This window comes from Collinsella sp. AF36-3AT, assembly GCF_003475205.1.
Lineage (GTDB): Bacteria > Actinomycetota > Coriobacteriia > Coriobacteriales > Coriobacteriaceae > Collinsella > Collinsella aerofaciens_AF.
This window is the reverse complement of sequence record NZ_QROZ01000001.1, coordinates 323,951-344,172: the sequence shown is the minus strand read 5'-3', so window position 1 is coordinate 344,172 and position 20,222 is coordinate 323,951. Positions and strand designations below refer to the sequence as shown.

Here is a 20,222-nt window from a genome sequence, read left to right as displayed (position 1 = left end):
AATCATTAACGTCACCGGGAGGTGATTATGGAAGAACAAGCATTTAGACAGGCGGTCGAAGACCACCGGGATGTCGTGTTTCGGATCGCGTTGACGTACCTGCGTGATTGCGCCGACGCCGACGATGTTGCCCAAGATGTCTTTCTTAAGTTGCTTAAAAGCGATGGAAACTTTGAAAGTTGGGAGCATCTTCGTCGATGGCTTATCCGGGTCACGATCAATGAATGCAAATCGCTCTTTCGAAAGCCGTGGAGGCGCGTGGAGGATATTGAGAACCTGGCCGATTCGCTTTCGACGGCGCAGGAGGAGACCAAGGCGGTCCTGTCAGACGTTATGCGGCTTCCGGAGCGATTCCGTGTTCCCATCGTGCTCTATTACTATCTGGGCTTTTCGACCTCAGAGATTGCCGAGTTACTGCATGTGCCAGCCGCGACCGTTCGAACGCGTTTAGCTCGCGGTCGATCGAAGCTCAAGTTCATCCTAGAGGAGGGCGACCGTGAAATCCAACCAAATCAAGCAGGCCTTCGAGTCCGTCCAAGCCGATAGCGATCTTGCTGACCGTGTTCTTTATGCCGCTGCTGGTGAGCCGCTTCGCCGAAAGGGTCACGCGAAGCCTCTGTATGTTGCCGTGATCGGATGCCTTGCCGGAGTGCTGGCGACCGGAGGGGTCGCCTACGCCGTCGTCAATTCCAGTTATTTTGCCTCTGCCTGGGGAAACCATGGCAACGGAGAGTCCGTTACCTGGACAAATGGCGGCTCGTCGGGGACGAAATATACCTACACCAGAGAGTTTGGTGATGGTATCGCGCCCCAAAGCCTGGAGGGTGCAGTCCAGAAGGTCAATCTGTCCGTCGAGGGCAACGGCTATACGCTCGACATTCATGAGATGGCAATCGACGAGAACGGTTGCGGTGCTGTGACGTTTACATTGTCCAATCCGAATGGCGTTAACTACTACAAGCCGGCGGCAGAGCTTGGCGAACTTGTTCTCTATGGTGAAGAAGAAGGGGGCGTCAGTACACCCAGCATGAACTTCGGCGAGGAATGGGCTGATACACGCTGCACCATTGATAAAGACACATCAAGCGACACGGTCATTAACGGCACGATGTACTTTGCATCTTGGAATCGCGATCGAGATTTACGACATGCGGTCACCTGGAATATCAGTTGGACGGAGGGCAAAGGTGAGGATGCGAAGGTGATCGAGGTATCGACGCCAGAGTTTAACGTCGGAGCGCACGTCGATACAAAGGAGCTCCGCTCCGACGACTCGCCTCTTGAGATTAGCCCGTTTTCCATCCAGACGCACATCGATGATCTGGGCTATGAAGCAGTTGATCATAAACTGACCGTCAGCTACAAGGATGGATCGGAGCAGATTATCGAAGATGACGACGCAGGGGCGTACAATTTCTATGTTTCGATGGCGCGCAATAGCGGAGAGAACATCTGGGTTCCGACAAGGCTCATCAATGTCGATCAGGTTGTATCGGTAACCCTTGAGGGAACGAGGTGCACATCAACAGGAGAGACCGAAACAAAAGTACCCTTTACCATCGTCTATTCGTAAGATTTGGGGCCGCTTCCTACTAGGGGAAGCGGCCTTCTTTGCGGTAAATGGGCGGTTAGACCGCACGATATTCGCCTGCATTTCTGAAGTATGCGGCAAAATCTTGATGGGTCGACCACACCGCATATGCTCAAGCGCTCTACCTGCGGGTTTATTATCGCAAAACCCCGGTGTGCTCGGCAGGTCCAGAATTTGCCGCATACTTCCGAAAACGCCGCCGATTTCCCTATGACAGATGAGGGCGGACCACCGCTGGAGCACGACGTTTCCCCAGATAAAACCGACCAAAATAAACCTGTCCCTTTTTGGCAGGTAGCGTTGCCCCGACGAGCACGTCGGATTCCCGGCCCGGGCGGCGCGGGGGCTAAGTTTGTCGCGAGTTCCGCACGAGCCGGAGGCCACTTAATGTGGCCTCCGTGCGAGCCAGGACTGTAGAGCAGCAAACTTAAAACCTGGGCCGCCCGGTCCGGGAATCCTCCCAAGCGCACAGGAGGGGATTCCTTTTGTGTAGGCTTTGCGGAAATATGGCGATTTAAGGATACGCCCGGCGGCGTGGTCTGTTGACGGCACAGCTAACGCCACGTATCCTATCGAACTGCGTGTTTCGTAGGGGGATGCTGACCCCTCGATTCAAGCCGTTGCACTTTACAGAAAGCTGGAATCATTCGAGAAGGAGTACGCTTTGCCTACTATTAACCAGCTGGTTCGCCAGGGCCGTCGTTCCGTGCCCAAGAAGTCCAAGAACGCTGCTCTGCAGCACAACTCCCAGAAGCGCGGCGTGTGCACCCGCGTCTTCACCACGAGCCCCAAGAAGCCGAACTCGGCTCTTCGTAAGGTTGCCCGTGTTCGCCTCGTCAACGGCATCGAAGTTACTGCTTACATCCCGGGTGAGGGCCACAACCTGCAGGAGCACTCCATCGTGCTCGTCCGCGGCGGTCGTGTCCGTGACCTCCCTGGTGTCCGTTATCACGTCATCCGTGGCGCCTACGACGCTGCTCCGGTCCAGAACCGTATGCAGGCCCGTTCCAAGTACGGTGCTAAGCGCCCCAAGGCTAAATAAGCCAGATAACGTTTTGATACTTTCGCCGTGTGCCGCCTAGCGCCGCACGGTAGACACTTAAGGAGATTTCACATGCCGCGTCGTGCAGCAGCTAATCGTCGTGAGGTTCAGCCTGACGCCGTTTACAACAACCGCCTGGTGACTCAGCTCATCAACAAGGTCCTTCTTGACGGCAAGAAGGCCACCGCTGAGCGCATCGTTTACACCGCTTTCGAGATCGTTGCCGAGAAGTCCGAGGGCGGCGACGCTCTCGCTACCTTCAAGAAGGCCATGGACAACGTCAAGCCCACGCTCGAGGTTAAGCCCAAGCGTGTCGGTGGCGCTACCTATCAGGTCCCGATGGAGGTCAACTCCCGTCGTTCCACCGCTCTGGGTATCCGCTGGATCGTCAACTTCTCCCGCGCTCGCAAGGAGAAGACCATGGCCGAGCGTCTCGCCAACGAGATCCTCGACGCTTCAAACGGCCTGGGCGCTTCCGTCAAGAAGCGTGAGGACGTCTTCAAGATGGCCGAGGCCAACCGCGCGTTCTCTCACTATCGTTGGTAAGTTAAGGTAAGGAACTAACATGGCTAAGCCTAAGTACAAGCTTTCCGATACCCGTAACATCGGCATCATGGCTCACATCGATGCCGGTAAGACCACCACGACCGAGCGTATTCTTTACTACACCGGTAAGACCCACAAGATCGGTGAGGTCCATGAGGGCGCTGCCACCATGGACTGGATGGTTCAGGAGCAGGAGCGCGGCGTAACCATTACCTCCGCTGCTACCACGTGCTTCTGGAACAAGGACGGTAAGGACTACCGCATCCAGATCATCGACACCCCGGGCCACGTTGACTTCACCGCCGAGGTCGAGCGCTGCCTGCGCGTCCTCGATGGCGCTGTCGCCGTCTTCGACGCCGTTGCCGGCGTTCAGCCCCAGTCTGAGACCGTTTGGCGTCAGGCTTCTACCTTCAACGTCCCCCGCATCGCCTTCATCAACAAGTATGACCGCGTGGGCGCTGACTTCTTCAACGCTATCGAGACCATGAAGGATCGTCTCGACGCCAACGCCGTGGCCGCTCAGGTCCCGATGGGCGCCGAGGACAACTTCTGGGGCGTCATCGACCTGGTCACCATGACCGCATGGGACTTCAAGGCCGACGACAAGGGCATGACCTACCCCGAGCCGATGGACGAGATCCCGGCTGAGTTCGCCGACATCGCTGCCACCAAGCGCGAGGAGCTCCTCGACGCTGCTGCCAGCTTTGACGACGAGCTCATGGAGAAGATCCTCATGGAGGAGGACTTCACCGTCGAGGAGCTCAAGGCTGCTCTGCGCAAGGGCGTTCTGGCCAACGAGCTCAACCTCGTCTTCGTGGGCTCCGCCTACAAGAACAAGGGCGTCCAGGAGCTGCTCGACGCTGTCGTCGACTACCTGCCCAGCCCGCTCGACGTCGAGGCCGTTACCGGTACCGATCCGGACACCGGCGAGGAGATCGAGCGTCATCCTTCCTTCGACGAGCCCTTCTCCGGCCTGGTCTTCAAGATCATGACCGACCCGTTCGTCGGTAAGCTCACCTACGTCCGCGTTTACTCCGGCCGCGCCGAGTCCGGCTCCTACGTTGTCAACGCTTCCAACGGTCAGCGCGAGCGCCTCGGCCGCATCCTCGAGATGAACGCCGCCGAGCGTATCGACCGTGACGACGCTGCCGCCGGCGACATCGTCGCTTGCGTCGGCTTCAAGAACTCCACCACCGGTGACACCCTGTGCGCCGAGGGCAAGGAGATCGTCCTCGAGAAGATCGAGTTCGCTAAGCCCGTTATTGACGTTGCCATCGAGCCCAAGACCAAGGCCGAGCAGGACAAGATGTCCCTGGCTCTGACCAAGCTCGCCGAGGAGGACCCGACCTTCCAGGTGTCCACCAACCACGAGACCGGCCAGACCATCATCGCCGGCATGGGTGAGCTGCACCTCGAGATTATCGTCGACCGTCTGCTCCGTGAGTTCAAGGTTGACGCTAACGTTGGTAAGCCCCAGGTTGCCTACCGCGAGACCGCTGGTCACGACGTCGAGAAGGCTGAGGGCAAGTTCGTCCGTCAGTCTGGTGGTCGCGGTCAGTACGGCCACGCCGTCATCAAGCTCGAGAAGATGGAGGAGGGCTTCGGCTACGAGTTCGTCAACGCTATCGTCGGCGGCGTCGTGCCCAAGGAGTACATCCCGTCCATCGACAAGGGCATCCAGGAGGCCCTGAACACCGGTGTTATCGCCGGCTTCCCGGTCCTCGACGTCAAGGTCACCCTGTTCGACGGTTCTTACCACGAGGTCGACTCCTCCGAGGCCGCCTTCAAGATCGCCGGTTCCATGGCTATCAAGGACGCCCTCAAGAAGTCCGATCCGCAGCTGCTCGAGCCGATCATGGCTGTCGAGGTCGAGACCCCCGAGCAGTACATGGGCGACGTTATGGGCAACCTCTCCGGTCGCCGCGGCAAGATCGAGGGCATGGAGGATCGCAAGAACAGCAAGCTCATCCGTGCCAAGGTGCCGCTGGGCGAGATGTTCGGTTACGCTACCGACCTTCGCTCCCAGACCCAGGGCCGTGCATCCTACACGATGCAGTTCGACTCTTATGAGCCCGCGCCCAAGTCCATCGTGGACGAGGTCATGAGCAAGAACGCCTAAGTTCGAGCTCCCTGTTACGTAATCCGCGAGAACATCTCTCGCACTCTTTGGAGGTTTAAGTTGGCTACCCAGAAGATCCGCATTCGCCTCAAGGGCTATGATCACGAGGTCGTCGATCAGTCCGCGAAGCTCATCGTCGAGACCGCTCAGAAGACCGGCGCTCGCGTTTCCGGTCCTGTCCCCCTGCCCACCGAGCGCAACCTGTACACGGTTATCCGCTCGCCGCACGTGAACAAGGACTCCCGTGAGCAGTTCGAGATGCGCACCCACAAGCGTCTCATCGACATCCTCGATCCCACCTCGGGCACCGTTGATTCGCTCATGCGTCTCGACCTCCCCGCTGGCGTCGACATCGACATCAAGCTCTAAGCGATATCGCTCATAGCTTAAAGAGCCCCGCTGCCGTTATGGTAGCGGGGCTCTTTTGTTTTGAATGATGGTTTGGACTGCGGGGTAATGCTGCCGAGTAGGTGGTTGCGGCGCCCTATTCGCTCAAGGGACGCAGCGATGCCTCCTCAAAATGGAAGGATCGAAAGCCGTCTTCCGTTTCGATGCACGCGCGACCAAAGCCATCGACCGTTTTAAAGATGCCACGCGCCAGCTCGTCACCGACAGGGGAACGGGCGATAACGTGCTTTCCAATCCAATTGAGGTGAGCGACATATTCGCCGTGGACGGGCGCGAGCGGTCCGGTGTTTTCTTCCATGGCGTTGAGGCGTTCTGCCCAGGCATCTATAGCGTCTATAACTGCGTGATAGACCTCATCGAGGAGCATGTCGACAGCTGGAACGTTCTCGTTAAGGTCCGAGAGACCGATTGCCGCCAGGCCGCCATCGGGCACCTCTTGGGGCGTGTAGTTTACGTTGACGCCAATGCCACAGACGGCGAAGGGCATGCCTTTGTTGTCGCGTGCCGCTTCGACCAGAATGCCGCCGAGCTTGCGTCCTCGCGCGACCAGGTCGTTGGGCCATTTGAGGCCAATCTCGTTTGCAAGAGCTTGCGCCTCGAACGCTTCGAGCACCGCTAGGCCGCTGACGGCGGCAAGACCAGTGTACTTAGCAGGATTAACGTATGGACGCAGAACAATCGAAAGCAATAGGTTGCCGGCGGTTGAATCCCACTTGTGGCCGCGCCGGCCGCGTCCTGCTGTCTGAGCCCGGGCGGCAAGTCCTGTGCCGTGCGGAGCTCCCTGTTTTCCTGCTTCGAGCAGGTCATCGTTGGTCGATCCGGTTACGTCGACTATCGTTAATTTGGCATCCATAGCGGCTGCTACCTCCTTAATGAATAAGTGAATAACGCAATGGTGTCGAGAGAGACACAATGTGAAGCCTTTGTCGCATTTGGACAATTTAATGTTAACACGTTAACAACGACTGAAATGCGCTATCCTCTCTTGGTCGATGTAAACACGTCAACAACTCAAAGGAGGTTAGTGATGGGTTTCACGATTCTTGGAACAGGCTCGGCGCTTCCTAAGCGCAGTGTTTCCAATGACGAGCTGTCCGAGTTCCTCGATACCTCGGATGAGTGGATTTTTACCCGCACAGGTATTAAGAGTCGCCACGTCTGCACCACCGAGTCACTTGACGACCTTGCCGTAGCGGCGAGCGAGCGGGCACTTCAGGTGTCCGGAATCGACGCGAGCCAGTTGGATCTGATCGTCTGCTCGACGACGACGGGTGACCACCTTGTTCCCGCCGAGGCGTGTGCCGTTGCTGAGCGACTGGGCGCGACGTGCCCTGCCTTCGATGTCTCGGCTGCCTGCGCCGGCTTCGTATTTGCGCTCGATGTTGCCGAGGGCTATATCGCCCGAGGACGAGCCAAGCATGTGCTTGTCGTTGCCGCCGAGCAGATGACGCGCGCGCTCGACTGGACCGACCGCGCCACCTGTGTGCTCTTTGGCGATGGGGCAGGCGCCGCGGTGATTGAGGCTGGGGGAGACAGCCCCCTTGCCGTTGAGCTTTCGACGGCGCCCGACGTCGAGACGTTGTGCGTTCCCGGTCTGGTCGGCACCTCGCCGTTTAAGGCCTCCGCAGATAGCGAGAGCGTGCTGTCCATGAATGGCCGCCGCGTGTTCAAGTTCGGCGTCAACGCGATTTGCGACACGGTCCATAAGCTTGCGAGCGATGCGGGCATTTCGGTCGAGGACATCGACCATTTTGTATTCCATCAGGCTAACGAACGAATCCTGAGTCAGGCGGTCAAGCGCCTCGGTGTGCCAGACAAGCGCGTGGTTCGAACGCTGCGCGAGACCGGCAACATTTCGAGCGCATGCATTCCGCTTGCCCTCGACCGGCTGGCAAACGCCGGTGCACTTCACACGGGCGACACCATCACCCTCGTTGGATTTGGCGCCGGTCTGGATATAGGTGGCTATCTACTTCGTTGGAAGTAGTCGCACATAGGAAATAAAAACGCCCCTAGGGCACAAACAAAGGAGAACTACCATGGCAGATCAGAAGACCTTCGAGCGCGTTTGCGATGTTATCCGCGAGACCGCCGGTCTTGACGATGTCGAGATGAAGCCCGAGTCCACGCTCGAGGAGATTGGTCTCGACAGTCTGGGCACCGTCGAGATCCTCGTCGCCGTTGAGGACGAGTTTGGCATCCAGCTCGATACCGAGGAGAACCCCAAGACGGTCGGCGAGTTCGCCGATACGGTCGAGGCGGCATTGGAGAAGTAGAGATGCTCAAGACTCCTCTCTGCGATCTGCTCGGCATCGAAAAGCCCGTGTTCCAGGGCGGTATGGCCTGGATCGCCGACGCCTCGCTGGCGTCCGCAGTGTCCGAGGCGGGCGGCTTAGGGATTATCGCGGCCATGAACGCCGACGCCAACTGGCTGCGCGACCAGATTCATGAGCTGCGCGCCAGGACGGATAAGCCCTTTGGCGTCAACGTCATGCTCATGAGCCCGTTTGCCGACGAGGTCGCGCGGGTCGTGATTGACGAGCGGGTACCGGTCGTCGTGACGGGTGCCGGCAATCCCACCAAGTACATGAAGGCGTGGAACGAGGCGGGCATCAAGGTCATCCCCGTTGTGGCTTCGGTGGCGCTCGCCCGTCTCGTGGCACGTCGTGGGGCAACCGCTGTGGTTGCCGAGGGCACCGAATCGGGTGGCCACATTGGCGAGACCTCGACGATGGCACTGGTGCCGCAGGTCGTCGATGCGGTCGACATTCCCGTCGTGGCTGCCGGCGGTATTGCCGACGGCCGCGGCGTGGCGGCCGCCTTTATGCTGGGCGCCGCCGGCGTGCAGGTGGGTACGCGCTTTCTGGTCGCAGACGAGTGCACCGTATCGGAGCAGTACAAGGAGATGGTCTTGAAGGCCAACGACACCTCGACGCGTGCGACCGGTCGTTCGACGGGACATCCGGTGCGTGCGCTTAAGAGCCCCTTCACCAACGCGTATGCCAAGAACGAGGCGGCGGGCGCAAGCTCCGAGGAGCTCGGTGCTATGGGAACCGGTGCGCTGCGTAAGGCCGCCAAGGACGGCAACTACGAAGAGGGTTCGTTTTTGTGTGGACAGATTGCCGGCATGGTTAGCGAGCGCCAGAGCGCGCGTGAAATCGTTGACGATCTGGTCGATGGCGCCGAGCGCGTCCTGAAGGGTGCGTCCGCATGGGTAGCGTAGCGTTTCTGTTTGCCGGCCAGGGTGCCCAACACCCCGCGATGGGCGTCGACCTGATCGGGGCATCGCCGGCGGCCGCCGAGTTGTTCGCCATTGCCGACGAGGTGCGCCCGGGGACCAGCGAGCAGTGCCGGAGCGCCTCCAAGGAGGAGCTGTCGCAGACCGAGAACACGCAGCCGTGCGTGTTCGTTCACGACCTGGCAGCGGCTATCGCCCTGCGTGAGCGCGGCGTGGTGTCTGCCGCCTGTGCGGGATTCTCGCTGGGCGAGGTCGCCGCGCTCACCTTTGCGGGGGCATTCGATACGCGAGCGGGCTTTGAGCTCGTGTGCGAGCGCGCGGCGCTGATGGCCGCGGCTGCCGAGCGCCATCCGGGCGGCATGCGCGCCGTCATCAAGCTCGATGCGGTGCAAGTCGAGGGCCTGGCAAAACAGGCCGGCGAGGACTGCTGGCCAGTCAACTACAACAGTCCGCAGCAGACGGTTGTTGCCGGAGCGCCCGAGGCGCTGCAGGAGCTCGACGTCCTAGTAAAAGAGGCTGGCGGCCGCGCTATGAAAGTCGCGGTGTCGGGCGCATTTCATAGCCCCTATATGGCCGAGGCGACTGAGGGGCTGGCGACGTATATCCAAGCCGGCCACGCGCCGTCACCGCTGCTGATTCCGGTCATGGCAAACATGACGGCGGCGCCCTATCCGGCGGACCCGCGAGCGGCATCGGATGTCTTGGCCAATCAGGTGAGTCATGCCGTTCGTTGGGTCGACACGCTGCATGCTCTGCAGAATCAGGGCATCGACACGTTTATTGAGGTCGGCCCTGGCAAAACGCTGTCGGGCCTGGCCAAGCGTACGCTGAGCGACGTTCGCGTGTATTCGTGCGAAACGGCCGAGCAGGTCGCAGCTATTGCCGACGAGCTCGCATAGTCCACAGGGCTGTAACCCGAAAGGAATGACATGGGCAACTTGAACAACGGCGCGCTCGAGCGCAACGACTCACGTCGCGTGGCACTGGTCACGGGCGGCTCGCGCGGTATCGGCCGCGCCTGCGCTGTCGGTCTGGCGGAGGACGGCTTTGATATCGCCGTCGTCTATGCCGGCAGCGTCGATGCGGCGCGCGAGACGTGCGAAGCCTGCGAGGCGGCTGGCGCCGCGGCACGCGCATATCAATGCGACGTGGCCGATCCTGCTGCCGTCAACGCGTGCGTGGAAGCGGTCCTCAACGACTTTGGCTCCATTTGGGCGCTCGTCAACAACGCTGGCATCACCCGCGATGGCCTGCTCATGCGTATGGGCGATGACGCCTTCGATCGCGTGCTCGATGTCAATCTTAAAGGAACGTTTAACATGACGCGCGCGCTCACCAAGAACTTTATGCGCCAGCGCGGCGGCTGCGTCGTCAACATGAGCTCGGTTGTGGGCCTGATGGGCAATGCCGGGCAGGCCAACTACGCTGCCTCTAAGGCGGGCGTCATCGGCCTGACCAAGGCGGTAGCGCGCGAGCTTGCGCCCCGCGGCGTACGAGTGAACGCGGCCGCACCCGGGTTTGTCGAGACAGATATGACGGCAAAGCTCTCAGAGAAGGTTCGCGCGGCAACCGAGGAGCAGATTCCCCTAAAGCGCATGGCGCGCCCCGAGGAAGTGGCCGGCGTGGTGCGCTTTTTGGCGAGCGATGCGGCTGCCTACATTACGGGCGAGGTCGTACGCGTTGACGGCGGAATGGCGATGTAGAAATCAGGGCCGAAGAACGGCTTGGATGAGGAGACCATGATGGAACAGAGAGTTGCAATCACCGGCATAGGTGCCGTATCGCCGCTCGGCAACACCGCGCTTGCCACCTGGGCGGCAATGTGCGCTGGCACGTGCGGCATCGGCCCGATCACGCACTTCGATACCGATGCGTTTGCCGTCAAGGTGGCGGCCGAGGTCAAGGGCTTTGACGGCAACGATTACTTTGGCAAGCATGACGCCAAGCATCTCGACCCCTGTGTTCAGTTTGCGATGGCGGCGTCGGACGAGGCCATGCACGATGCGGGCCTCGATGTTGAGGGCGCGGTTGATCGCGAGCGCCTGGGCGTCTACGTGGGTTCAGGCGTGGGCGGCATGCAGACACTCGTCGACAACGTCCATACGATCGCCGATCGGGGGCCCCGCCGCGCATCGCCCTATATGATCGCGATGATGATCCCCAACATGGCATCGGGCAATATCGCAATCCGCCACAAGGCAAAAGGCCCGACCCTGCCAGTCGTGACTGCGTGCGCGACCTCGGCCCATGCGGTGGGCGAGGCGTTCCGTGCTATCAAGCACGGCTATGCCGACGCGATCCTCGCGGGCGGTGCCGAGGCGGCCATTATCCCCGATGCTGTTGCAGGCTTTACGTCCTGCCGCGCATTGACCACCAACCCCGATCCTGCGACGGCCTGCCGCCCGTTCGACGCAGACCGCGATGGCTTTGTGATGGGTGAGGGCGCCTGCGTGCTGGTACTCGAGAGCATGGAGCATGCGCAGGCGCGCGGTGCGCACATTTATGCCGAGGTCGTGGGCTACGGCAACACCGATGATGCCTATCACATTACGAGCCCCGACCCCGATGCCGCCGGCATTGCCCGTGCGATATCGCTGGCGGTAGCCGAGGGCGACGTCAAGCCTTCCGAGGGCCTCTATATCAATGCCCACGGCACCTCGACCAAGCTTAATGATTCGTCCGAGACGGCGGGCATTAAGCGAGCGCTCGGCGAGGACGCGGCGCGCGCCGCACATGTCTCGTCGACCAAGTCGATGACGGGGCACATGATCGGTGCCACGGGGGCCATCGAGGTCATGGCCTGCGCCATGGCACTCGAGCAGGGCGTGGTGCCGCCGACCATTAACTACCACACGCCCGATTCCGCCTGCGATCTTGATTACACGCCCAATCGCGCGGTTCGCGCCGACCTTACCTGGGCGCTTTCGACCAACCTGGGCTTTGGCGGGCACAACGCCGCCATCGCGCTGCGTAGATATACGAGGGGCTAGAGCATGGATTCCAAAAGACTTGCCGAGATAGCCGATGTGATGGAGGACCGCGGCCTCACGCGCGTACGCGTTGAGGAGCCCGATGGCACCGCGGTCGAACTCGAGCGCGCGAGTGTGGCGCAGCCGGTTGCCGTGCCCATGCCTATGCCGAGCGCCATGGCCGCTCAAGTTGCAGCTCCCACAGTCGCGCCTGCCGCACCGGAACCCGCCACGCAGACACCTGCCGCCGCGCCGGAGCCCAAGGGCACCGAGGTGACTGCTCCCATGGTGGGCGTCTTCTATGCTGCCCCTGCGCCGGGCGACGAGCCGTTTGTGCGCGTGGGCTCCAAGGTCAAGGCCGGCGAGACCCTCTGCATCATCGAGGCCATGAAGGTTCTCAACGAGGTGACGGCCGAGGCAGACGGTGAGGTGCTCGAGATCTGCGTGGCCGACGGCGACCTCGTGGAGTTTGGCAGCTGCCTCATGAGGATCGGATAGGTGATATCCATGAACAAAGAAGAGCTCAAGAAGCTGTTACCGCATCGCGAGCCGATGCTTTTGCTCGACGAAGCCGAGCTGGTGGGCGACGAGGCCCACGGCAAGATCACGATTACAGGCGACGAGTACTTTTTGCAGGGACATTTTCCGGGAAACCCGGTCGTTCCCGGCGTGATTCAGTGCGAGATGCTCGCCCAGAACTGCTGCGTGCTGCTGATGGGCGATGAGGAGGCGCGCGGCGCGACGCCGTTCTACACGAGTCTGGACAAGGTGCGCTTTAAGCGTCCGGTGCGCCCGGGCGACACGGTGGATCTAGTGTGCTCCATCACGCGTGCGCGCGGGCCGTTCCGCTTTGCGACGGGTACTGCGAGCGTCAACGGTGAGGTTTGCTGCCGCGCCGATATGTCTTTTGCACTCATGCACGAAAGTTAAGGAAGGCTTCATGTTCGACAAAGTGCTCATCGCCAACCGCGGCGAAGTCGCGGTTCGTGTTATCCGCGCGTGCCGCGATATGGGCATCAAGACCGTCGCCGTTTATTCCACGGCCGATGCGGACGCGCTGCACGTGCAGCTTGCCGACGAGGCGTATTGCATCGGCGGCCCGCGTCTTGCCGAGAGCTACCTCAACGACGATGCCGTGCTCACCTGTGCCGTAAAGTCGGGGGCAAAGGCGATCCATCCCGGCTATGGCTTTTTCTCCGAGAAGGCGAGCTTCGTGCGCGACTGCGACAAGTACGGTCTGGCGTTTGTCGGTCCTTCGGCCGAGGTGATCGACAGCATGGGCGACAAGGACGCCGCACGCCGAACGGCTGCTGCCGCGGGCGTGCCCATCGTGCCGGGCTGCGATTTGCTCAAAAGCCCCGAGGAGGCGACGGCCGAGGCCGAGCGCATCGGCTGTCCCGTGCTCATCAAGGCGCGTGCCGGCGGTGGCGGCCGCGGTATTCGCAAGGTCGAGCGCGTGGAAGACGCGGCAAAGGCGTTCATCGAGGCGCGTGCCGAGGGTGAGGCCGTTTTTGGCGACGGCGAGTGCTACATGGAGAAGCTCGTTGCGCCGGCGCATCACGTTGAGGTACAGATTATGGCCGATAAGCAGGGCCATGTGTTTTCGCTCGGCGAGCGCGAGTGCTCGGTGCAGCGCCGCAACCAAAAGCTGATCGAGGAGAGCCCCGCGCCGTGCCTCGACGGACGCGATGATATTCGCGCGCGCATGCACAAGGCCGCGCGCGACCTGGCTCGTGCCGTTGGCTATGAGGGCGCTGGCACCATCGAGTTTTTGTACTCAGATGACGGCAATTTCTACTTTATGGAAATGAACACGCGCTTGCAGGTGGAGCATCCGGTTACGGAGTTTGTGACCGATACCGACCTGGTTAAGTGGCAGCTGCGCGTGGCTGCCGGCCAGCCTCTGCCCTTTGAGCAGGAGGACGTACCGGTCCGCAACCACGCCATGGAGTGCCGCATCAATGCCGAAACGCCGGACTTTCTACCGTCATGTGGAACGGTCACCGCGTTGCGTGTGCCGGGTGGTCCGCGCGTGCGCTGGGATTCCGCCATGTTTACCGGAGCGAAAGTTCCGCCGTACTACGACTCCATGCTCGGCAAGCTCATCGTGTGCGCGCCCACGCGTGACGGTGCCATTCGCAAGATGCGCTCGGCCCTGGGCGAGCTCGTGATTGAGGGCGTGAGCGAAAATAGCGAGCTTCAGCTCGACGTGCTGGCAAACGACGAGTTTTTGTCGGGCATGTATCACACCGATCTGATGGGGCATCTCTATGCTGATGAATAGAAAAGCGAAGACGGTCAATGTCCTTGAGGGGCCGATAACCGAGTCGTGCGCCGAGTTCCCCGCGCGCCACGTGTTTGTCAAGTGCCCGGAGTGCCGCCGTGTGATCGATGAGGCACGCCTGCACGACAACCTCGAGGTCTGCCCTCGTTGCGGCAAACACTTTCGCGTGAGCGGTCGCGCGCGCATGCGCATGACGGTCGACGAGGGCACGTTTGAGGAATGGGATGCCAATCTGGCGTCGGAGGACTTCCTCTCGTTTCCCGGCTATGCCGACAAGCTCAAGAGCGTGAGCGAGCGTTCGGGCGAGCGCGATGCCGTTGTGTGCGGCAGGGGCGAAATCTGCGGTTGCGATACGGCGCTCTTCTTTATGGACGCCAACTTTATGATGGGCTCGATGGGTTCCGTGGTGGGCGAGAAGATCTGTCGCACATTTGAGCGCGCGACCGAGCTGGGATTGCCAGTTGTCGGCTTTACCGTTTCGGGCGGTGCGCGCATGCAAGAGGGCGTGACATCGCTTATGCAGATGGCCAAGATTTCTGCGGCGGTTAGGCGCCACAGCGAGGCGGGCGGTCTGTATATCACGGTGCTCACCGACCCCACGACCGGAGGCGTAACCGCGAGCTTTGCCATGGAGGGCGACATTATCCTGGCCGAGCCCGATGCCCTGACGGCATTTGCCGGCCCGCGCGTGATCGAGCAGAACATGCACAAGCGCCTGCCCAAGGGATTCCAGCGCTCCGAGTTTTTGCTGGAGCACGGCTTTTGCGATGCCGTTGTTCCGCGTGGCGAGATTGCGCTCACGGTAGGCGAGCTGCTGGCGCTGCACGAAGGGCACGCGCCCGGCCTGGGGGCACCGCATGAGATCGTCCATGCGGGTCGCCGCGGCAAAAAGCTGGGACACTTGTTTAAGCGCTCGACGGCACCAAAAACCGCGCTCGAGATTGTCAAGCAGACCCGCTCGGCAGATCGCGCCACGGCGGGTGAGATGATCTCGCTGGGCCTGGATGGATTTGTGGAGCTGCACGGCGACCGTTACTTTGGCGACGACGCCGCTGTGGTGGGCGGCATCGGCTGGAAGGACGGGCGACCCGTGACGGTTATCGCCATCGAGCGCGGCACCACGACCAAAGAGCGTATCCGCCGCAACTTTGGCATGGCGCATCCCGAGGGCTACCGCAAAGCGCGTCGCCTTATGCGTCAGGCCGAAAAGTTTGGTCGACCGGTTCTGTGCCTGGTCGATACTTCGGGCGCGTTTTGCGGTATCGGTGCCGAGGAGCGCGGCCAGGGCGAGGCGATTGCCCAGAATCTCATGGAGATGAGCGGCCTTAAGACGCCGATTGTCTCGGTGGTGACAGGCGAGGGCGGCTCTGGTGGCGCGCTGGCGCTATCCGTGGCCGACCGCATCCTGATGCTCTCGAGCTCGGCCTATTCGGTCGTGAGTCCCGAGGCCTGCGCGTCGATCCTGTGGAAGGATACGGAGCGTGCGGATGAGGCCGCCGAGGCGCTTAAGCTTACGGCCCCCGATCTGCTGGCGCTCGGCATCATCGACGGCATTGTCGACGATAGGGGCCTGTCGCATGAGGAGATCGCCGGTGCCGTCATGTCTTCGGCATTTGATGCCTTCGATACGCTTGGGCAGCTCGACGACGCCACCCTCACAAACCTCCGCTACGAAAAGTACCGCGCAATCGGTCGGTACCGCACGATGTGACAAAGGGGCAGCCCGTATGTCACATTGGGAAAGACGTTCCATGTCACAAGTTACTAACACCTCGTTCACAACGACGGTCTCATCAAACGCCATGGCCGTGGTGGACTATCTGTCCAAAAGCATGATGTCGGTGCTGCCCTTTATTGTCTGCGCGGCGTTGTTCCGCACCGTCGCCGTCATTATGGGCGAAGGCATGCTGGGCCTGTGGTCTGCCGATTCCGAAATCTATCGCCTGTTCTACAGTTGGCTCTATAACGCCGGCTACTACTTTTTGCCCATTTATCTTGGTTGGGCGGCCGCCCGCCAGCTCGGTTGCTCTGAGCAGCTGGGCATGATGCTGGGCGGCGTATTGATTGCGCCCGATTTGCTTAAGCTCGTCGATGCCGCATCGACGACGGGGGCATCGATGACTTCCGTGTATGGCCTGCTTCCCGTGCCGGTCATCGATTACACGACGACTGTTATTCCGGTTCTCATCTCGGTGCCCGTGCTATGGCGAGTGGAGTGTTTCTTTCAGCGCGTTATCCCTAAGGCCGTGGCGTTTTCGTTCGTTCCGTTTGCAACCATGCTCGTCATGGTTCCGGTTTCGCTGTGTATTACAGCGCCGGCGGGCAGCTATCTGGGCATGCTGTTGGGACAGCTTATGTTTATGCTTGGCAATTCCGGTGGCATCGTGTCGCTGCTTACGCTCATGGGGCTTGCCGCGGGTTGGGAGTTCCTTAAGATTGCGGGCATCAGCAACGTTGTCCTATCGCTCGCCTATGCGCAGTTTATGAGTGTGGGAACGGATTCGTGCATTCTGATCGCCGCGACGATGGCAACGTTTGCCGTTTGGGGCATGCCCTTTGGTGCGTCGCTTCGCGTTGCGGATAAGGACGAGAAGGCGCTCATGCTGGGCTATTCAATCTCGGGTGTTCTTGGCGGCGTAAGCGAGCCGGCGCTGTACGGTTGCGGCTTTAAATATGGCAGGTGCCTGACGTGCATGGCCATTGGCGGCGCCGTCGGAGGCCTTGTTGCGGCCGTGGGCCACGTTACGGCCTATACCATCGGCATGACAAATGTCCTCATGGTCATTGGCTTTGCCACGGGCGGCATCTCGAACCTGCTGTGGTGCTGCGCTGCCGGCGGTGTGGCATTTGCGGTGTCTGCGGCGCTGAGCTACTGCTTTGGCGTGGTGCCGGCGAAGGGGCAGACGACGGGGGACGGAGCCGATTCACCCGAAACAGTGGCGAGCGCTGCTGAAGTGAGCGCATAAACCTGTGCGACACAAGGACGATTCCTTTGTCATGTTCCAAGGCCGTGGCCCGTGCGGGTTGCGGCCTTTTTGTATCTGGAGGACAAAGTGGCTACACTACAATCCGTTTGAGCAATAGATATATAGGTAGTACCGTGGGGGCGGATGCAGATGGTCGAGTGGATTGTTAAGCGCGCACAGGGTGACCGTGCGCGCGTGGGCACGTTGGCGGGCGTGGTGTGCATTATCGCCAATGTGGCACTTTGCGCTGCAAAGGGCGCAATTGGCGTGCTGTCGGGGTCGGTTTCGATTGTGGCAGACGCCATGAACAACCTGTCCGACGCCAGCTCAAACATCGTGAGCGTGCTTGGCTTTAAGCTGGCGAGTAAGCCCGCCGACCCCGAGCATCCTTACGGCCACGGTCGCTACGAGTACCTCTCGGGTCTAGTCGTGGCGGCGCTCGTGCTGCTGATTGGCGTTGAGCTGGTGAAGTCGTCGGTGGAGCGAATTGTCAACCCCGAGCCTGTCGAGTTCTCGCTTGCCCTGGTGGCGGTTCTAGTGCTTTCGATGGTCGTAAAACTCTGGATGGCGGCCCTCAACCAAAAGCTCGGCGATCGCATTGAGTCCGAGACGCTGCATGCGACCGCGCAGGATTCCAAGAACGATGTCCTTGCCACAGGCGCTGTGCTGGTGTGCGCAATTGTTTCACAGGTGACGCACATCAATCTTGACGCATGGGTCGGCCTTGCCGTTGGCGCCTATATTGGCTGGAGCGGTTTTGAACTCATCCAGGATACGGTGAGCCCGCTTTTGGGCCAGACGCCCGATCCTAAGCTGGTCAAGCACATTCGAGACAAGATCATGAGCTACCCCGGCGTTTTGGGCGTTCACGATCTGATGGTTCACGACTACGGCCCGGGCAGGAAGTTCGCAAGCGCTCACGCTGAGATGGCAGCCGAGGCAAGCCCGCTGGAAAGTCACGACACGCTCGATAACATCGAGCAGTCGTTTAGGAACGAAGACGGCATGATTGTCACACTTCACTACGACCCCATCGTGACCGACGATCCAAAGGTGGCGAGCATGCGCTTGCGCATCAACGCTATGGCTCAAGAGATCGATAGCCGCCTTTCGATTCATGATTTGCGCTGCGTGCCGGGCCCCACGCACACCAACGTGATTTTTGACTGCGTGCGTCCCTCGGATCTGCAGATGAGTGCCGAAGACGTAAAGCACGCGCTGGTACAACGGGTCGAATCGGAATATCCCAAGTCGATTGCCAAGATTACGATCGACGAAGACTACGTAGGGCATACCCACGAGTAGGGCCGAGCCGATAAAGCAAATGATGCAGAAGGGGAGAGCATGAAGAAGCTATATCTACTCCGCCACGGCCAGACAGAATTCAACGTCAAAAAGCTCGTCCAGGGTCGCTGTGATTCACCGCTCACCGATTTAGGCCGTCAGCAAGCCGGGATGGCAGCCGCATGGCTCAAAGCCCACGGCGTCGTCCCCGACAAAGTGGTCTCATCACCCTTAGGCCGAGCCATGGACACGGCGAGTCTCGTCGCATGCGAACTCCTCGGTCCGGACGCCGCTGCCGAGCCCTGCGAAGGCATCATCGAACGCTGCTACGGCTCCTTCGAAGAGGGCCCGCACGACGCGCTACCTACCGACGTCTGGGATCCCGGCGAGGATCTGATCCCCTTCGGAGGAGAAGGAAGCCAGGCACTGCAAGGGCGCATGGTAGACACCCTCACCAATATCATGGACGCCGATGGTATCGAAACCCTCCTAGCAGTAAGCCACGGCAGCGCCAGCCGCCAATTCATCAAGGCTGCAGCCCCAGAAGGCTTCGAACTCCCAGCAAAACTCCCCAACTGCGCCATCATGATCTTTGATTTCGAGGAGTCCAAGCCGCAAGCAGAAGGCGAACCGCCCCAATGCAAGTTCACCCTCCAGCAAATAGTTGATCCCCAACAAAGTAATTAGCCTGAGCGAGCAGAGTTAAGCAGACATCAACGTGTCGTCTCCCGAGTCTGGCAGGGTGGCGGCGAAATAAATTAAGGTTGTCGCGAGTTCCGCACGCAAAGAAGGCCACTTAATGTGGCCTTCGTCTTGCGCAGGACTGTAGAGCAGCAACCTTAATTTATTTCGCCGCCACCCTGCCAGACTCGGGAGCCATCCACGCACTTTACCTGCGTAAACAATGTGAGTGAAATATGAATCTCGATGGATACGCCCGCAGCCGTGTATACTAAACAACTGTGTGAAACCAGGGGAGTATTCTGGCTGGACAAAATGCCTGCTTAATAGGGTTGTCAGGTAGTCCGGGCGAAATACAAGGCTGGGGAGCACGTCGTGTAAGTAGTGGTCCTCTAGGGGCGTACGCTCGGTGGTGTACGCATTGTCCCAAGACCACGCGAGAGTTGGGATCATATCTTGATCAGCATGATTCTCGGCCGCAAGATTGGCATGACCCAGGTTTGGGACGAGGACGATAACATCGTTCCCGTCACGGTCATCCAGGCTGGCCCCTGCGCTGTCTCGCAGGTTAAAACTCAGGCAACCGACGGCTATGACGCCGTCCAGATCGGTTTCGGCGACATCAAGGCCAAGAACGTGAACAAGCCCATGGCTGGTCACTTCGCCAAGGCTGGCGTCGAGCCTGTCCGTTTCCTTCGTGAGGTCCGCGTCGAGAACGGCGAGGAGCACAAGGTCGGCGAGGTCGTCACCGTCGCTGATTTCGCTGATGTCGAGAAGGTCGACGTCATCGGTACCTCCAAGGGTAAGGGCTTCCAGGGTCGCATCAAGCGCTGGGGTCAGCGCCGCGGTCCTATGACGCATGGTTCTCACTTCCAGCGTCACCCCGGTTCTATCGGTCAGTGCGCCTATCCTGCGCGCGTCCTTAAGGGCGTCAAGATGGCCGGTCACATGGGTAACGAGCGCGTTACCGTCAAGAACCTTTCCGTTGTCCGCATCGATGTCGAGCAGAACCTCATCTTGGTCAAGGGCGCTGTCCCGGGTGCCAAGAATGGTCTCGTCGCCATCCGTATGGCCTAAGGGCCCAGCCCATTTAG

21 protein-coding genes are annotated in these 20,222 nt (G+C 60.3%); 20 read left to right on the top strand and 1 reads right to left on the bottom strand.

Features of this window, described 5'->3' with window-relative positions:
* Positions 1–27 precede the first annotated feature (27 nt).
* The 6 genes from DW003_RS01500 (at position 28) to rpsJ (ending at position 5,667) form a co-directional block, all read left to right on the top strand.
* Positions 28–546, top strand: a complete 519-nt coding sequence (locus DW003_RS01500; protein WP_187361869.1) for an RNA polymerase sigma factor — start codon at positions 28–30, stop codon at positions 544–546.
* Positions 497–1,573: a DUF4179 domain-containing protein gene (locus DW003_RS01495; RefSeq protein ID WP_118387143.1), complete on the top strand. Its 1,077-nt coding sequence runs from the start codon at positions 497–499 to the stop codon at positions 1,571–1,573. Before DW003_RS01500 ends, DW003_RS01495 begins: the two co-directional genes overlap by 50 nt.
* A 682-nt stretch (positions 1,574–2,255) precedes the next feature.
* Positions 2,256–2,633 (top strand): 30S ribosomal protein S12, encoded by a 378-nt coding sequence (gene rpsL / locus DW003_RS01490; protein ID WP_006235012.1) that lies wholly within the window; start codon positions 2,256–2,258, stop codon positions 2,631–2,633.
* A gap of 72 nt (positions 2,634–2,705) precedes the next feature.
* Positions 2,706–3,179 (top strand): 30S ribosomal protein S7, encoded by a 474-nt coding sequence (gene rpsG, locus DW003_RS01485; protein WP_006235013.1) that lies wholly within the window; start codon positions 2,706–2,708, stop codon positions 3,177–3,179.
* A 19-nt stretch (positions 3,180–3,198) separates the two neighbouring features.
* Positions 3,199–5,298 (top strand): elongation factor G, encoded by a 2,100-nt coding sequence (fusA, locus tag DW003_RS01480; RefSeq protein ID WP_117854517.1) that lies wholly within the window; start codon positions 3,199–3,201, stop codon positions 5,296–5,298.
* A 60-nt stretch (positions 5,299–5,358) separates the two neighbouring features.
* Positions 5,359–5,667 (top strand): 30S ribosomal protein S10, encoded by a 309-nt coding sequence (gene rpsJ / locus DW003_RS01475; RefSeq protein WP_022094184.1) that lies wholly within the window; start codon positions 5,359–5,361, stop codon positions 5,665–5,667.
* 115 nt (positions 5,668–5,782) lie between these two features.
* On the opposite strand, the gene DW003_RS01470 is transcribed toward rpsJ, so the two are convergent.
* A complete protein-coding gene (locus tag DW003_RS01470; protein ID WP_118387141.1) occupies positions 5,783–6,559 on the bottom strand; it encodes a biotin--[acetyl-CoA-carboxylase] ligase in 777 nt (258 codons plus the stop codon).
* A gap of 174 nt (positions 6,560–6,733) precedes the next feature.
* Between DW003_RS01470 and DW003_RS01465 the strand changes: the two genes are divergently transcribed.
* The 14 genes from DW003_RS01465 (at position 6,734) to rplC (ending at position 20,205) form a co-directional block, all read left to right on the top strand.
* Positions 6,734–7,693: a beta-ketoacyl-ACP synthase III gene (locus DW003_RS01465; RefSeq protein WP_117563769.1), complete on the top strand. Its 960-nt coding sequence runs from the start codon at positions 6,734–6,736 to the stop codon at positions 7,691–7,693.
* A 52-nt stretch (positions 7,694–7,745) separates the two neighbouring features.
* A complete protein-coding gene (locus DW003_RS01460; protein WP_006235019.1) occupies positions 7,746–7,982 on the top strand; it encodes an acyl carrier protein in 237 nt (78 codons plus the stop codon).
* 2 nt (positions 7,983–7,984) lie between these two features.
* Entirely contained in the window at positions 7,985–8,929 is a 945-nt protein-coding gene (gene fabK / locus DW003_RS01455; protein WP_118387139.1) for an enoyl-[acyl-carrier-protein] reductase FabK, read from the top strand.
* A complete protein-coding gene (locus DW003_RS01450) occupies positions 8,917–9,843 on the top strand; it encodes an ACP S-malonyltransferase (protein ID WP_118387137.1) in 927 nt (308 codons plus the stop codon). The genes fabK and DW003_RS01450 overlap by 13 nt, the downstream gene beginning before the upstream one ends.
* 30 nt (positions 9,844–9,873) lie before the next feature.
* Positions 9,874–10,647 (top strand): 3-oxoacyl-[acyl-carrier-protein] reductase, encoded by a 774-nt coding sequence (gene fabG / locus DW003_RS01445; protein ID WP_118387135.1) that lies wholly within the window; start codon positions 9,874–9,876, stop codon positions 10,645–10,647.
* 39 nt (positions 10,648–10,686) lie between these two features.
* Complete coding sequence (gene fabF / locus DW003_RS01440; protein WP_118387133.1) at positions 10,687–11,934, top strand: beta-ketoacyl-ACP synthase II; 1,248 nt, start codon at positions 10,687–10,689, stop codon at positions 11,932–11,934.
* Positions 11,935–11,937: 3 nt separating this feature from the next.
* Complete coding sequence (accB, locus tag DW003_RS01435; protein ID WP_117629227.1) at positions 11,938–12,411, top strand: acetyl-CoA carboxylase biotin carboxyl carrier protein; 474 nt, start codon at positions 11,938–11,940, stop codon at positions 12,409–12,411.
* Between the two features lie 9 nt (positions 12,412–12,420).
* On the top strand, positions 12,421–12,843 hold the full coding sequence (gene fabZ / locus DW003_RS01430; RefSeq protein ID WP_099432064.1) for a 3-hydroxyacyl-ACP dehydratase FabZ: 423 nt from the start codon (positions 12,421–12,423) through the stop codon (positions 12,841–12,843).
* Between the two features lie 10 nt (positions 12,844–12,853).
* A complete protein-coding gene (locus DW003_RS01425; protein ID WP_118387131.1) occupies positions 12,854–14,197 on the top strand; it encodes an acetyl/propionyl/methylcrotonyl-CoA carboxylase subunit alpha in 1,344 nt (447 codons plus the stop codon).
* The gene (gene accD / locus DW003_RS01420) at positions 14,184–15,908 is read left to right on the top strand and encodes an acetyl-CoA carboxylase, carboxyltransferase subunit beta (RefSeq protein WP_118387129.1); all 1,725 of its coding nucleotides are present in this window, start codon (positions 14,184–14,186) and stop codon (positions 15,906–15,908) included. The genes DW003_RS01425 and accD overlap by 14 nt, the downstream gene beginning before the upstream one ends.
* Before the next feature lie 40 nt (positions 15,909–15,948).
* Entirely contained in the window at positions 15,949–17,163 is a 1,215-nt protein-coding gene (locus DW003_RS01415) for a PTS fructose transporter subunit IIB (RefSeq protein ID WP_147352171.1), read from the top strand.
* Positions 17,164–17,313: 150 nt separating this feature from the next.
* On the top strand, positions 17,314–18,468 hold the full coding sequence (locus tag DW003_RS01410; protein WP_117799715.1) for a cation diffusion facilitator family transporter: 1,155 nt from the start codon (positions 17,314–17,316) through the stop codon (positions 18,466–18,468).
* 39 nt (positions 18,469–18,507) lie between these two features.
* Positions 18,508–19,134, top strand: coding sequence for a histidine phosphatase family protein (locus DW003_RS01405; protein ID WP_118387123.1), 627 nt, complete (start codon positions 18,508–18,510; stop codon positions 19,132–19,134).
* A 450-nt stretch (positions 19,135–19,584) separates the two neighbouring features.
* Positions 19,585–20,205: a 50S ribosomal protein L3 gene (gene rplC, locus DW003_RS01400; RefSeq protein ID WP_118387121.1), complete on the top strand. Its 621-nt coding sequence runs from the start codon at positions 19,585–19,587 to the stop codon at positions 20,203–20,205.
* Positions 20,206–20,222 lie beyond the last annotated feature (17 nt).

Bases quoted from the DNA above. Each gene is read 5' to 3' on its own strand.
- DW003_RS01500 (WP_187361869.1), top strand. From the start codon at position 28: ATGGAAGAACAAGCATTTAGACAGGCGGTCGAAGACCACCGGGATGTC.
- rpsG (WP_006235013.1), top strand. From the start codon at position 2,706: ATGCCGCGTCGTGCAGCAGCTAATCGTCGTGAGGTTCAGCCTGACGCC.
- fusA (WP_117854517.1), top strand. From the start codon at position 3,199: ATGGCTAAGCCTAAGTACAAGCTTTCCGATACCCGTAACATCGGCATC.
- DW003_RS01470 (WP_118387141.1), bottom strand. From the start codon at position 6,559: ATGGATGCCAAATTAACGATAGTCGACGTAACCGGATCGACCAACGAT.
- DW003_RS01465 (WP_117563769.1), top strand. From the start codon at position 6,734: ATGGGTTTCACGATTCTTGGAACAGGCTCGGCGCTTCCTAAGCGCAGT.
- DW003_RS01460 (WP_006235019.1), top strand. From the start codon at position 7,746: ATGGCAGATCAGAAGACCTTCGAGCGCGTTTGCGATGTTATCCGCGAG.
- fabK (WP_118387139.1), top strand. From the start codon at position 7,985: ATGCTCAAGACTCCTCTCTGCGATCTGCTCGGCATCGAAAAGCCCGTG.
- DW003_RS01450 (WP_118387137.1), top strand. From the start codon at position 8,917: ATGGGTAGCGTAGCGTTTCTGTTTGCCGGCCAGGGTGCCCAACACCCC.
- fabG (WP_118387135.1), top strand. From the start codon at position 9,874: ATGGGCAACTTGAACAACGGCGCGCTCGAGCGCAACGACTCACGTCGC.
- fabF (WP_118387133.1), top strand. From the start codon at position 10,687: ATGGAACAGAGAGTTGCAATCACCGGCATAGGTGCCGTATCGCCGCTC.
- accB (WP_117629227.1), top strand. From the start codon at position 11,938: ATGGATTCCAAAAGACTTGCCGAGATAGCCGATGTGATGGAGGACCGC.
- fabZ (WP_099432064.1), top strand. From the start codon at position 12,421: ATGAACAAAGAAGAGCTCAAGAAGCTGTTACCGCATCGCGAGCCGATG.
- DW003_RS01425 (WP_118387131.1), top strand. From the start codon at position 12,854: ATGTTCGACAAAGTGCTCATCGCCAACCGCGGCGAAGTCGCGGTTCGT.
- accD (WP_118387129.1), top strand. From the start codon at position 14,184: ATGCTGATGAATAGAAAAGCGAAGACGGTCAATGTCCTTGAGGGGCCG.
- DW003_RS01415 (WP_147352171.1), top strand. From the start codon at position 15,949: ATGTCACAAGTTACTAACACCTCGTTCACAACGACGGTCTCATCAAAC.
- DW003_RS01410 (WP_117799715.1), top strand. From the start codon at position 17,314: ATGGTCGAGTGGATTGTTAAGCGCGCACAGGGTGACCGTGCGCGCGTG.
- DW003_RS01405 (WP_118387123.1), top strand. From the start codon at position 18,508: ATGAAGAAGCTATATCTACTCCGCCACGGCCAGACAGAATTCAACGTC.